Consider the following 14068-nt stretch of genomic DNA (forward strand, 5'->3'; position numbering starts at 1 on the left):
GTGTGAAAAAACATGCAGGTCAAGATGGACCCGAAGCTTGCCGCTGCTTCCTCTGAGACACCGCCTCTTTCTTTAAAGGAAGGGGACGTCTATCAGGCAGCCGTGAAGGGAAAGCCGTCGGAGAAGGAAGTATTGCTGCAAATTAGAGGACAGGAAATCAAAGTCAAGGTCGAGGGCAAGCTGCCGGATTCCGGAAGAGTCACAGTAGAGGTCTTGCCAAGCAAGGACGGCACGCCAACGGTCCGGCTGGCAGAAACCGCAGGTAAACCGACGGGCCAGCCGACCGCTGATCAAGTGCTTACCCGCTTAAACGGCGGCCAGCCGTTATCTGCAGATATGAAGGCGGCAGTTTCGATCCTCATGGATAAAGGCATGCCGCTTAACAAGGCATCCCTTCAAGAGATGAAGCAGTTTCTCGGAGAAGTGAAGGGAACAATGGAACAAAAATTAGCCACGGTGACTCAGGCAGCGAACAAACAACTGCCGGTTACCGCCAAGCAGCTTCAGCATATCCATGCGGCGCTTCATGAAAGCTCCATCGGCGAAGCCGTCGGTGAGTGGCTGAAGGAAGCCGGAGTGGCTCCGAAAACTGTTCAGCCGGCCCGTTCGGACAAGCCGGCTGACCCGATCGTTCAGAAGCTCGTAAATGTTCTGCAGACGCTCTCGAAGCATCAGCCGAGCCACCCGGCACTGCCACGGCTGATGGAATCCTTAACCCGAGGCGCTAGTGTGCAGGAGGTCGGAGCAGCGATTCAGAAGCAGTTTGCAAAGGAGCTGAAGGCTTCCCCGCCGCTCGTAAAAGCACTTGCCGAAGCGATTCAATCGGCGGCTCAGCCTGAACGTACGGCTGTTCAGGTGAAGGAAGCGGTTCAGCCGAGTGTGCCAGTAGATAAAATTCAGGCCGCCGCGGTACAGAAAATAACTGCAGTTCTTAAAGCATTGGAGATCATGCGTCCCAATCAACCACTACTCGGAAAGCTGGCAGAACAAGTCGCACAAGGCATGACTGTGAAGGAAGCGGTGGAAGGGATCAAAGCGGGCTTTGCTAGAGAGCTGGCGGCTTCTCCGCCGCTCGTGAAAAGCCTCGCTGAAGCGGTCCAGTTGGAAGCGATCGCTGGCCGGGCGCCGGTTAAGGAGTCAGCTTCTGTTCAAACACCAGCTGCTCCCGTTCAGCCAGCGAAGACAGAGGCCGCCAGAGCGGCCATTCAAGAGGCGATCCGGCTCGTGAAGAAGAATCCGGATATGGGCGCCATACTGAAGCATGCTCGTCAAGAGGTGCTTCAAAGTGACAACGTACCAGAAGCGCTGAAGGCACCGATAGAGACAGGAATCGTGAAAGCAGAAAAAGCGTCCGAGGCAGGGAGAGAAATGGCGGCGAGAGGCGAGCTCATGCGGGTGCTTCAAGAAGTAGAGGCGAAGCTGCCCGCGCCAGCTCCGAGTGTACAGCCGGCTGAAGCGGCGTACACCCTTCCCGATGAACTGCTGGCGATGGTGCCAGGCCAGGCGAAGGACATTATTGTTACAAGAGTCACGGAAAAGATGTCGCAGCTGACGATTGACTTTAAGCATGTGAAGCGAGATTTATCCAGAAACCTGCAGACGGTCGATGTTATGATCCAGCAGTTTAAGCAGCGATCCATTCCACAAGTGAAGCCGCTCTTAGAGTCGACGATCCATATGCTCGACAAGGCGATATTAAAGGGCGAATTTGTGCTGTACACCGATATGGTAACGGAGAAAAAGCTGTTAAAAGCAAGCTCTCAGCTCGCGGAAGCGAAGCAGCTGCTCATGAAGGGCGAGGTGCATCAGGCGAGCCGGATCGTCGGTGAAGTGAAGAAAATGACCGACCAGCTCATCTTCAAGCCAGCTGACGTGAAGGTGAAGCACTTTGTATCGGGTGAACTCCTGAAGCTAGATGACGCTCCTTCGCCTATGAAGCAGACAGCCGCCCACGTGAGCCAGTCACTGCAAATGATGCACGAGGAGCCAACCGGACGGCGGGTGCTTGAGCATACGCGTGCCCTCGGGCTCACGTATGAACATGAGCAGGCCCAGTCACTTCTCACGAAAGGAAAGCCGCAGGAGGAGCTCAGCCAATCATTGAAAAGCATGCTGACGCGCATGGTGCAGGCGGATGAGTCAGCCATGAACGGAAAGGCTGATCAGGTGTTATCCCAGCTCACCGGCCAGCAGCTGTTAAGCAAGACGGATACGAGCGGGATGCAGAGTCTGATGCTGTCGCTGCCGTTCCTTTTGCAGGATAAGGTCGAGAACATGAAGGTGTTCATTCAATCGAAGAACAGCGGCCAGACGATCGACTGGGAGAACTGCAGCCTGTACTTCCTGTTTGAAACGAAAAAGCTCGGCGAGATCGGCGTGTCGTTAACCGCCCATGAGCGAAACTTGTCCGTGAAGATTAGAAATGACCTGCCGGGCTTTAAAGAGCGGATGGCACCGCTTGTCGATGTGGCGAAGGAGCGGCTGTCCGATGTGGGCTACCGCGTTGGATCCGTACAGTTTACTGAGCTGACACCGGCGAGTGAAGCAGTCGAGCCAGCGAGGGAAACGAAAGCCCCATCTGCTTCGCAGCCAACGATGACAGAGAAAGGATATGACTACACGATATGATGCCGCACTATTTCAACCAGGTGAAACGAAAGAAAGTGAACGGACCGTCCGCCGCTGTCATCCGCTACGATGAAAACGGCGGGGCGCCAACCGTGGTCGCTCAAGGAAGCGGGCAGCTCGCCGCGAAGATCATTGAGCTTGCGGACAAGCACAACATTCATATGGAAGAGGATGAAACGCTGCTGTCGAGCCTGTTGGATGTCGACCTCGGTGAAAGTGTTCCTCCTCAGCTGTATTCCGTCATTGCAGAAATTTTAATTCTCATTGAAGAAATGGAGAAATACCCAGGCAAAGACTTTTAAGAAATGTATTAAACATTTAAGGGAGCGGCCGATAAAAATGGTAGCTAGGAGGGAATCCCATGGAGTTTTTATCGAAAGAGATGATTTACCAAAAATCCCCGCAGGAACTAACGGCCTTGCTGTATGAAGCAGCCATTGCCAGCCTCAAGCAGGCCATCCGCTTCCTTGAAAATGAACAATATATAGATGCAAATAAAAAACTGCAAAAGGTCAACGATATTCTGCATCGCCTCGGTGCAGGATTAAACTATGAATCAGGCATTATTGCTGACCAGCTCGATGCCTTATATAACTACATAGCAGAGCAGCTGATCAAGGTGAACATGGAGAAGGACGCCGTTCTTGCTAAAGACATGCTTGCCATCTTAGAAGAGATTGCCGGCGCCTGGACAACGATGCTGAAGAACAAGCCAAGCACCCATCGGCCGGTGCTCCGCAAGCAGTCCAACGCGTACGAGAAGCACGTGATGGTAGCGGGAGAAGAAATGAACACAGTGGAAATGGGGAAATAACGAATGAGAATTAATCATAACATTCAGGCGCTGAATGCCTATCGCAACTTAAGCCAGACGATGTCCGCTACATCGAAGAGCTTAGAGAAGCTATCATCCGGCCTCCGCATTAACCGGGCGTCCGATGACGCGGCGGGTCTTGCTATCTCAGAAAAAATGCGCTCGCAAATCCGCGGCCTTGACATGGCGGAGCGGAACGCGTTGGACGCTATTTCACTCATCCAGACAGCAGAAGGCGCGCTCAGCGAAACACATAACATTTTGCAGCGGATGAGAGAGCTGTCGGTTCAAGCCTCCAACGGCACACTGACGGACACGGACCGTGAAGCGATCCAAAAAGAAGTCGATCAGCTGACATTCGAAATCGACCGGATTGCGGACCACACGCAATTCAACCAGAAGAAGCTGTTCCGCGGCTCTGAAGAAGGACGCGCCTTCGTGGAAATCAGCTCAGAGCAGGTCGCCTACACAAGTGAAGGCAAGTGGGCCGGCGTTGTAACGGCCGAGCCTTCTGAACCAGCGAGAGTGGATATAGAAGTGTCTGGGGAGCTGGGTGCATTAGGATCAGCTGATCTTGATGCAAAAACGTTTACGATTAACGGGAAAATTTACGAAATCGATGTAACAGGAACAACAGAAGGAGTTAATGCTGACAACATTGCGGTTATTGTGGACGGCTGGAGCGATGGTGGAGACGCAGGTGATCAAGCAGGCAATATCAACTTATTACTGAATGCGTTAGACACGGCGATCCAGCAAAATGACCCGACTCTTTCTGCTACACCAGTGCCTGCTGAAGTGACAGAGGTAGAAGGTGAAGAAGCGATCGTGAGCGGCAAGCTGCAGCTCGCTACAAATAACCCTATGTCGCCAGCCGACGTAGAAGCGGAAGATGATCTGTTCCAAGCGGCGATCCTTTCCGACTTAACGAGCGAAGAAGGACTCTCTTTCGTGAACCCTTACGCGGAAAACAGCGCAGCAGCCGGATTCTCTGCCAGCTTAACCGCCGACCTGGCCACCCCTGTATCCTTAACCTTCTCAGAGGTGCCGAAAGCAGGCGACAAGCTGGTCATTGACGGCTTGACGATCCACTTTGCAGACGAAGAGCCGGTCGAGGAGGAAGGGGAACCTTCTGAAGTACCGGCTGATGCACCAGTTGATGAACCAGCTCAGCCATCAAGTGAAGTAACGATCAACATTTCGGACAAAGACCTGGATACTGTTCTCCAGGAAATTGATGCGACGCTTACTCGTATACAAGTGGAACAGCCAGCGCTCTTATCTTCATTAGACCCTGTGCATACAGTGATTGGAACAACCATCTCCATTGGTACGATCAATACGAATGACGGACGGGACAACGGCATGACCCTTGAGCTTGTAGACGGCGATTTTGCAGCTGACCTGGGCAAGGATTTATCAGTATCGTTCCAAATCGGTGCGAATGAGGGTGAAAGAATGTCACTTTCCATCAGCGTGATGGACGCGGCATCGCTAGGATTAGCGAGAGATGACGACCGCGTCACGCCTCTTCCTACCGGCGTGAGAGCGAAAGCCGGTGTGGATGTCAGCACGGAATCAGCAGCGAATGCGGCGATTACGCTGATCGACGAAGCGATCCGCAAAGTATCTGATGAGCGCAGCAAGTTCGGGGCGATCCAGAACCGCTTAGAGCATACGGTGAATAACCTGCAATCTGCGAATGAGAACTTAACAGCGGCTGAATCCCGTATTCGGGACCTTGATATGGCGAAGGAAATGTCCACCTTTACGAAGAACAATATCTTGAACCAGGCGGGACAGGCGATGCTCGCGCAATCGAACCAGCTTCCGCAAGGGATTCTGCAGTTACTCAACTCATAATATCGAAGGGAGGTCCATCTTGATGGCTCCTCCCTTTCTTTTGTATACAGCAACGATCCATAATGGAGGGATCAATGAATGGAAGTACAGCGCATAGGCAAAGTCAGCGGCAATAAAGTACAGAAGAAAGAGGAAGTGGCCCAGGCATCGACGGCCTTCTCCGAAGTGATGGCGAAGAAGAGAGGGAACACGATGCTTGATAAGCTGACGGCGATGACGAAGGAAATCGAAGCGCAAGGGAAGAAGCTGAGCGAGTCCCAGACGATCGAGGACTTGAAGAAATATAAGAAGCTCGTCAAGAAGTTCCTGGAGGAAGCGGTGAACGGCGGCCTGCAGCTCGAGGAGCAGAGAGGCTTCAACCGCCGCGGCCGGACGAAGGTGTACAAGATCGTCAAGGAAGTCGACAGCAAGCTCATCGACTTAACGAACGCCGTGCTGGATAAGGAAAAGAAAGGCTTATCCGTACTCAGCATGGTCGGCGAGATTCAAGGATTATTAATTAACATTTACACGTAACCGGCGGCTAACTGTTCAGAAACGAATGAGGCAGCCGATATAAAAAAGGAAATGCATACATGCGAGGGGAGAACTAGTATGTCCGCTCAAACGCTCATTGACGTATTAAATAAGATGCTTCGATTGCAGAAAAGCTTATATGAAATTGCCATCCGAAAAACAGAAGTCATTAAAAAAGGCGATGTGGAAGCGCTCAGCGGCATCATGAAGGACGAGCAGGCGCACATCGCGGCGATAGATGTATTAGAACAACAGCAGCAATACGCCGCGGCTAGTCTGACCGGCTCTGTGAATAAGCGCTCCATCTCTGACTGCCTGAAGAAGGCAGAAGGCATCGAGCGGCTTCAGCTGGAGAAGCTGAGGGTGCAGCTCACCGATCAGCTGGCAGAGCTAAAGAACGTCAATTCACTGAACCAGCAGCTGCTCGAGCAGTCGCTGCAGTTTGTCACATTGAACTTAGATTTACTCATGCCGGCAGAAGAAGTGCCTGGCTACACAAAAGAAATGGACGACGATGACGGCCTATCGGCACGGTCATTGTTTGATTCCAAAGCTTAATCAATTAGAAACGGAGGTGCAGCGATGCGCTCGACATTTCACGGATTAGAAACCGCCAAGCGTGCGATGTTTGCCCAGCAGACGGCGATCAGCACGACAGGCCATAATATAGCGAACGCCAACACACCAGGCTACACGCGCCAGCGCGTCAATTTCCAGCAGACAGAACCGTACCCGGGGCTGTCCATGAACCGCCCGCAAATTCCGGGTCAGATGGGGACAGGCGTAGAAGCCGGTTCCATCGAGCGGGTAAGAGAAAGCTTCCTTGATGTGCAATTCCGTGGGGAGAACAACAAGCTTGGCTACTGGCAGGCGAGATCAGAATCACTGGAGAAAATGGAGAACATCTTAAATGAGCCGTCCGACAGCGGCTTAGCGGCAGTCATGGGCCAGTTCTGGCAGTCGCTTCAAGACTTAAGCGTCAACCCGGAAAATGAAGGAGCCCGCTCGGTCGTCATGCAGCGCGGACAAGCCGTCGTGGACACGTTCCATTATATGCATGACTCCTTATCAGCGATCAAGGCAGATATCGGAAGCCAAGTAGAGGTTGGCGTGAAGGAAATTAATTCAATCTTAGAACAGATCAGCGGCCTCAACCAGCAAATCAGCGAAATTGAGCCGAACGGCTACTTGCCGAATGATTTGTACGATGAGCGCGACCGGCTCGTGGATCAGCTATCACAGCACTTGAACATCAGCGTCACGAGAGAATCGACAGGCGGCAACCGTGTGCCAAGCGCTGAAGGCACGTACACGATTACGATGAACACCGCAAATGGCCCGGTAGAGCTCGTTAAAGGTGAACAAGTGAACAACATCGGCATTGCCGGCGGAACAGATACAGACGGGGACGGCTTAGGCGATCAGGTGAACGGCCCACTTGCCGGCTTCACGGTCGCGGGTCAAACGATCGATGTGCCGAGTTTTTCCCAAGGGAAGCTGAAAGCACAAGCAGAAGCGTACGGATACGGCGCAAATGGCAGTGAGTCTGGAAGTTATCCGGATATGCTCGATCAACTGGATCAGCTCGCTTATACGTTTGGGACACTCTTTAACGCGGTGCACGGTCATGATTATGAAATGACGGGCACACCGGCAGAAGGGAAAACACATTTCTTCGAACTCGGCGCTGGCACGTCCTACAAAGGTGCTGCTTCTGCGATTGAAGTGAATGCCACTCTTGATCCAAAAGACATTGCGACATCCTTCGGCGGTACAGGTGACGGCCGAAATGCGATTAACTTAGCGAACGTCACAAGCATGATTTTATCAGAATCCTCTGTCCAGCTAGAAGGCGGGACACAGCTGAACATTAGCGGCCTGCCGATTCAAAACGGCACGATCAACTCCTTCTATGAAGGCATGATCGGCAGCCTCGGGGTCGATGCCCAGCAAGCCGCCCGGATGACGAAGAACAGTGAAGTGCTTACACAGACAGTGGAAACAAACCGCCAGTCTGTCAGCGCGGTGTCGCTTGATGAAGAAATGACGAATTTAATTAAATTCCAGCACGCCTACAATGCCGCAGCAAGAAACATCACGATCGTCGATGAAATGCTTGACCGCGTCATTAACAACATGGGCGTCGTCGGAAGATAAGGCAGGTGACGAACAGATGCGCGTAACCCAATCAATGCTATCGAACAATATGCTGAGCTATTTATCGAACAGCTATGAACGTCTCGGTGACTTGCAGGACCAGATGAGTTCACAAAAGAAAATCACCCGCCCGTCGGATGATCCGGTTGTGGCGATGAAAGGCATGACGTACCGCCGCAACTTGATGGAAGTCGAGCAGTACGGCCGCAACTTCTCGGATGCGTACAACTGGGGAGAGAATACGGATGCGACGCTCGATAAAGCCACAAGCGCGCTGCAGCGTATCCGCGAGCTGACGGTGCAGGCAAGCAACGATACATACGAAGGCGACCAGCGGGAAGCGATCAATCAAGAGGTTGACCAGCTGAAGGAGCATCTCGTACAGCTTGCGAATACGAAGTTTGGAGACAAGTATTTATTTAACGGGACGGACACAATGACGCCGCCGGTGAGTGTGGAAGGGGATGTGGTTACGTCTGCGAACAGTAAGCCGGTCTCATTAGAGTTATCAAAAGGCGTCTATATTCAAGTGAATGCCGACCCGACGAAGGTGTTTTCGAATGACATGTTTCAGGATATCCAAGCGTTATCGACCGCGCTCCAGAGCGGAAGTACCGGTGAAGAGCTGAGCGGCTTCCTGACAAAGCTTGATACTCATATGGATGCCATCACCCATGAACGCGCGACGATGGGCGCCCGTTTGAACCGGATTGAACTGATGGAAGAGCGGGTCAGAGAACAGGAAATGATCGCGACAAAGGTCATGTCAGAGAATGAAGACGTCGATATGGAGAAGGTCATCATGGAGCTGAAAACACAGGAAAGTATTCACCGTGCCGCGCTCAGTGTCGGCGCTCGGATTATCCAGCCAACGCTGATGGATTTCTTACGATAAAATGATGTTGTTTATAGGTGAAAGCTGTTCCTTGAAGGAATGGCTTTCTGTTTAGGGAGGTAGAGACATGCAGCTGCCACATATACAAATCCACTCACAGCGTGGGCAAATCGCTATTCAAACACAAACGCCCGTGCAGCGGATGGAAAAGCCAGAGCCCCAGCAGTCCATCAGCCAGCCGAAAGCTACCTTAAATATCCAGAGCACACCGGTGAAGCTCACGATTGACCAGACGAAGGCATGGGAAGAGATGAACTTAAAGCATGTGTTTGTGTTGAATAGAGAAGCGGCACAGAAGGGAAAGCAAGCAGCTGTGCAGGCAACAGCCCGCATTGCGCAGGAAGGCGACGAGCTGATGAAGATTGAACAAAAAGGCAGCCCCATCGCTTCTCAAGCCAAGCGCAACAGTGAAGGGCCGGAACCCCAGTTCAACATCGGCTGGGTGCCGTCACCTGGCAGCGTGAAGGTGCATGTGTCGCAAGGAGACGTGAACATTCGCTTCAGGGCCAAGCCGGTCAAACACAATACGGAGGCACAAAAGGTGATTCATGACTACGAGCCGGGTAAAGTAACAACAGCGATGCAGCAGCGGCCTTCTTTAACCATTGATGTGATGAATGTAAAATAAGCACAGGAAATTTAATAAAGGAACGTGAAGAAGATGAACATCGAAACGAAATATCACGGACAAGTATCTATTAATGAAGAAGACATTTGGACATTCAGTCAAGGCATCCCGGGGTTCGCGGAGGAGAAACAGTTCACGCTGCTGGCGTTTCCGGATAACGATGCCTTTTTCGTTCTGCAGTCGACGAACACATCATCACTCGGCTTTATCGTCGCGAGTCCATTTGCCTTCTTCCCGGAGTATGATATTCAATTAGATGACGCGACCGTGGAAGCATTGGAGATTAAGAAGCCGGAAGAAGCAGCGGTGTATACGATTCTCACCGTCCGCGAGCCGTTTCATGAGACGACTGCGAACCTGCAGGCGCCAGTGATCGTCAATGTGAAGAACAAGAAGGCGAAGCAAGCGATTCTCAACGACCGCCGCTACCATACGCGTCATTCTATTTTCCCGGCCAGCGCCGCAAAGGAGTGAGCGAACATGTTAGTCTTAACGAGGAAGACAGGAGAAGCTATCCAGATCGGCGACGACATTGAAATCACCGTCGTCAGCGTGAAAGGTGACCAAATTAAGCTCGGCATCAATGCCCCGAAGCACGTCGACATTCATCGGAAAGAAGTCTACTTAGCCATTCAGGAGGAGAACGAACAAGCGTCAACCGGAGTAGAGGACATCTTCAGCTTACTTGGGAAAATGAAGGAATCATAGAAGAAGAGCTTCGCACAAGAGGCTCTTTTTTCTATGCGAAAAAAGCCAAAAAATATTCTCATAAACTATTAAATATTCCCTCCCCACTCCGATATTAAACATGTAGCAGGCAAGCAAACAGGGCGGCCGACCTGTAGCCCCTGCAACCACAACCGTTCACAAGGACGTGAACGACACATTCAAGGAGGAAATTATAAATGAGAATTAATCACAACATTGCGGCGTTGAATACGTATAACAAATTAAATAGTGCATCTAACGCTCAAGGCAAATCTATGGAAAAATTGTCTTCCGGTCTTCGTATTAATAATGCGGCAGATGATGCGGCGGGCCTTGCGATCTCCGAGAAAATGCGTGGGCAAATTAGAGGATTGGATATGGCATCTAAGAATGCGCAGGACGCAACATCTTTAATCCAGACGGCAGAAGGGGCCCTTAACGAAACTCAAGACATTCTCCAACGTATGCGCGAATTGGCGGTCCAGTCCGCTTCTGATACTAATACAGATGATGACCGTGCGAAAATTCAGTCAGAAGTTGATCAGTTAGCGAAAGAAATTACACGTATTTCTAATACTACAGAGTTTAATACACAAAATCTATTAGCAGGTGGTTTAGATAACACATACCAAATTGGCGCTAATAAGGGTCAAAACATTAATTTAATGGTAAATGCCATGGATGCTCAATCTCTAGGTGTTGCAGGAATGGCATTAACAGCCTCTGGAGCAACATCAGGTATGGAAGGTGCTAGTTTTAACGGTGATAAAGGAAGTGCTATCACTGATGGCAATGTATTAACTGTTACTGTAACTAATGTTTCTGGTGCTGCGCAAGGTACTACGGGTGCAGTTGGTGGGTTAACATTGACGACCGATAATAATACCGATGCACTAAATGGTATGACTATTAACTATGTTGATGGTGGCGATAGTGCAGCTGCCGAAGCTGTGTATGATAAAGATTTAAATCAGTTAACTATAACAGGAGATTTTAATAATACTGATAAGGGTGACACTTTTACATCTGCTTCTGATTTGACAACAGCTGTTAATGCAGCATTGGCTGGAAAAGGAATTACTGAAACTGTAACAATTAGTGGGACAGCAAGTGCTGCTACGGCTGGGGAAAATGCAGCTGTTGCAAGTGGATCACATGGTACAGCGACTATTAGAGTAATAGGAGCGGAAGCTGGAGCATCGGCAGAAACAACTGCAGTTGCTGCAAATGCAAATTCAGTTGAATTAACTGGTGCTAGATATGGCGGTGTTAAATTAGACTTAAGTGATGGAAATGATTTAACAACATCTTCAACAATTAAAGTTACTGTTTCAGGATCTAGCGCGGCAACATTAAATCCTGACGGGACAGTTTCAAAAGAAGCAGTAGCAGCTGCTGGGATTGATGTTTCTAGTCAAACATCGGCTGATAATGCAATTGAAACATTAAATAATGCTATAACAAAAGTATCAGAAGAACGTTCGAAACTAGGCGCGTATCAAAACCGTTTAGAGCACACTATTAATAACTTAAATACGTCTTCTGAAAACCTAACTGCCGCGGAATCACGTATCCGTGACGTAGATTATGTTTTAGCTGCTTAGGTAGTGACAAGCACAGTCGTCCTAGTTGGTAACGGCTAGCGATTATAATCGGGTGAATTGCTGGAACTCCCTTAGAGCTTTTCTTACCACAACGTAGTTGGAAACGACAAGCGTGAAGGGTAAAAAAAGAAAAGATTGGGCAATCAGCAGCCAAGCTCCTGTGAGGAAACTCTGGAGAAGGTTCAACGACTAGGGTAGACCATCTAAAAGCTAAGCTCAAGATGATGAAACCCATAGGTGAAACAATGTATCATCAGCATTGTGAATCCGAAGCGCCCGACCCCTACTAGCTTGACTAGAGGGTGAAGATATAGTCTGGTCATTTGTGAAAGCAAATGTTCGCACGATGGCGAAAGAAATGATGAACCAAACAAAGAATTCTATTCTTTCTCAAGCAGCACAAGCAATGTTGGCTCAATCCAATCAAATGCCTCGAGGAGTATTGCAACTCCTGAGATGATTGATGAGAAGGGCGTCTAGCTTGGTAACGAGCTAGAGGATAACTGGGTGAATTGCTGGAACTTCCTAAAGCTTCATCAACCACAATGTAACTGGAAACGGTAGGCGTGACGGTTTGAAAATGATGAGGATGTAACAATGGATAATCAGCAGCCAAGCTCCTGTGAGGAAACTCTGGAGAAGGTTCAACGACTAGAGAATACGGTCTAAAGCAAAAGCTATGACTATGAATCTCGTAGGGCAGTAAAAGCTGTTCGAAGTGCCCAGCTCCATGATAATCATGGATGAAGATATAGTCTGTTCTGTAATCGAAAGATGCAGTCGCAAAGCAAGCGAACCAACAACCACAAGGAGTTCTTCAACTTCTTCGTTAATTTTAGATTATTTGGAAGGGACTCTAGTTTGGCTAGGGTCCCTTTCTTTGTGATAATGTCTGTGCTATTTGCTATCTATAATAATTGAATGGTAAATCGGTAGACAGGCATGTAGTTTGATTAGTATATAAAGTTTTACACAAAAAGCTTTGCAATTAATTTGTTAATTGTTTATTAAACTGGAGAATTTATTCTTTCTACCAACACCTTTACAAGTTGGTAAAAATGTGTTCGTTAAGGGGGAGATGGAATTGGAAAGGAATTTGAATAAACAAAGTAAAAATACGCTTGAAAAGTGGTTAATATGCTTAGCTATCTTATTTGTGCTTACAGCTATTTCAATGCCGTTTGCCATAAGTATGTGGTATAAAAGATACGAGGATTATAGCGGTTTAGCTGCATTAGGTCCTGTAGGAGACTTTATCGGCGGTTCTACAATGGCTTTTTTTAATTTAGCTAGTATTTTATTGTTAGTAGCGACGCTTATAATTCAAAGAAAAGAATTAAGGGCTACTCAAAGGGAGTACCAACTTACCAATAATACAATGATAAAACAACAATTTGAAAATACCTTTTTTAATATGATAAATCTTCAGAATGAGATTGTTAACACAATGAGTCATAATAAAAGAAGTGGAAGAGAGGCATTGAAATTAATACTTTTCGATTTATGGGCTCGTACCAAAGGAATAGATTTTGAGCAAGATGAATATGATATATATATAAACGTAAAGAATAGATATGCCGCTTTCTTTGAAGCAAATGAAAATAATATTGCCCATTATCTTCGAAACTTATATAGAATTGTAAAAATTATTTCGAATTCAGACATGGAGGAACACGAAAAGAAAAACTACTTCGGAATATTAAGGGCGCAATGGTCAAAAGATGAGTTTTTCCTTATATACCTAAATTTATTTTCTGAGGATGGGATGAAGTTTAAAAATTATGTAAAACAATACGATATTCTAGACATAGAAACAAAAGACGAAACTGGCAACATTATTTTGAAAGAAACAGTCCCTTTTGATAGAAAATATTTTTTCTTGTATGAAAAGAATTACTAATAGACTTCTTCCTAATAAGTATCTAGATACTAATATACTAAAGAAGAAACACTGAATTAGAGAGACAATTAATTTCTACATAATATAATTAGTTTATTTGGCAATTATTTAATCGTTTGAAATTAATTATGAATCTGAATAGAAAAGAGACAGTCTCCTTTAGGAATAGGAGACTGTCTCTTCATTCTGTTGATAAAGTCTTCTGTCAATGGACAAGCAATGAAAAAATATGTAGAATCTCCTCAGAATACATGAAAGAGGAGATTTTTTTATGTTCTTTTCTCACACCTACCAGGAAATTGAACAAAACCGGGCGTTCTATCTTCACATGTATGATGCTTCCCATCAGCTTGTC

The 14068-nt window shown here is 48.2% G+C and carries 13 protein-coding genes and 2 pseudogenes; all 15 read left to right on the top strand.

All coding sequences use genetic code 11. The features are described 5' to 3' along the window. Positions 1-12 precede the first annotated feature (12 nt). The 15 genes and pseudogenes from QY97_RS10585 (at position 13) to QY97_RS10645 (ending at position 13713) form a co-directional block, all read left to right on the top strand. Positions 13-2628, top strand: a complete 2616-nt coding sequence (locus tag QY97_RS10585) for a hypothetical protein (RefSeq protein WP_039230016.1) — start codon at positions 13-15, stop codon at positions 2626-2628. Beyond that, on the top strand, positions 2625-2930 hold the full coding sequence (locus QY97_RS10590) for an EscU/YscU/HrcU family type III secretion system export apparatus switch protein (protein WP_039230018.1): 306 nt from the start codon (positions 2625-2627) through the stop codon (positions 2928-2930). The genes QY97_RS10585 and QY97_RS10590 overlap by 4 nt, the downstream gene beginning before the upstream one ends. 59 nt (positions 2931-2989) lie before the next feature. Then, on the top strand, positions 2990-3442 hold the full coding sequence (gene fliS / locus QY97_RS10595) for a flagellar export chaperone FliS (RefSeq protein WP_039230021.1): 453 nt from the start codon (positions 2990-2992) through the stop codon (positions 3440-3442). A gap of 3 nt (positions 3443-3445) precedes the next feature. After that, a complete protein-coding gene (locus QY97_RS10600) occupies positions 3446-5305 on the top strand; it encodes a flagellin N-terminal helical domain-containing protein (RefSeq protein WP_039230024.1) in 1860 nt (619 codons plus the stop codon). A 78-nt stretch (positions 5306-5383) separates the two neighbouring features. Beyond that, on the top strand, positions 5384-5821 hold the full coding sequence (locus QY97_RS10605; protein WP_039230027.1) for a YaaR family protein: 438 nt from the start codon (positions 5384-5386) through the stop codon (positions 5819-5821). A gap of 78 nt (positions 5822-5899) precedes the next feature. Next, positions 5900-6379 carry a flagellar protein FlgN gene (locus tag QY97_RS10610; RefSeq protein WP_039230032.1) on the top strand — a complete coding sequence of 160 codons (480 nt, stop codon included), beginning with the start codon at positions 5900-5902 and terminating at the stop codon, positions 6377-6379. A gap of 24 nt (positions 6380-6403) precedes the next feature. Continuing rightward, on the top strand, positions 6404-7978 hold the full coding sequence (flgK, locus tag QY97_RS10615; protein ID WP_039230034.1) for a flagellar hook-associated protein FlgK: 1575 nt from the start codon (positions 6404-6406) through the stop codon (positions 7976-7978). A gap of 16 nt (positions 7979-7994) precedes the next feature. Further along, complete coding sequence (flgL, locus tag QY97_RS10620; protein WP_039230038.1) at positions 7995-8873, top strand: flagellar hook-associated protein FlgL; 879 nt, start codon at positions 7995-7997, stop codon at positions 8871-8873. A 67-nt stretch (positions 8874-8940) separates the two neighbouring features. Beyond that, positions 8941-9501: a DUF6470 family protein gene (locus QY97_RS10625; protein ID WP_039230040.1), complete on the top strand. Its 561-nt coding sequence runs from the start codon at positions 8941-8943 to the stop codon at positions 9499-9501. 33 nt (positions 9502-9534) lie between these two features. Then, a complete protein-coding gene (fliW, locus tag QY97_RS10630) occupies positions 9535-9975 on the top strand; it encodes a flagellar assembly protein FliW (protein ID WP_039230043.1) in 441 nt (146 codons plus the stop codon). Positions 9976-9981: 6 nt separating this feature from the next. After that, positions 9982-10209: a carbon storage regulator CsrA gene (gene csrA / locus QY97_RS10635; RefSeq protein WP_039230046.1), complete on the top strand. Its 228-nt coding sequence runs from the start codon at positions 9982-9984 to the stop codon at positions 10207-10209. A gap of 197 nt (positions 10210-10406) precedes the next feature. Further along, a pseudogene (locus QY97_RS21225) lies at positions 10407-10760 on the top strand (flagellin N-terminal helical domain-containing protein); the annotation flags it as partial. Between the two features lie 882 nt (positions 10761-11642). Next, a pseudogene (locus QY97_RS21230) lies at positions 11643-11795 on the top strand (flagellin); the annotation flags it as partial. Between the two features lie 376 nt (positions 11796-12171). Then, complete coding sequence (locus QY97_RS19945) at positions 12172-12273, top strand: flagellin (protein WP_408606265.1); 102 nt, start codon at positions 12172-12174, stop codon at positions 12271-12273. Between the two features lie 624 nt (positions 12274-12897). Then, positions 12898-13713, top strand: coding sequence for a putative phage abortive infection protein (locus QY97_RS10645; protein ID WP_039230053.1), 816 nt, complete (start codon positions 12898-12900; stop codon positions 13711-13713). The last annotated feature ends 355 nt before the right edge of the window (positions 13714-14068 follow it).

The sequence above is a fragment of the Bacillus thermotolerans genome (assembly GCF_000812025.2).
GTDB classification, from domain to species: domain Bacteria; phylum Bacillota; class Bacilli; order Bacillales; family Domibacillaceae; genus Quasibacillus; species Quasibacillus thermotolerans.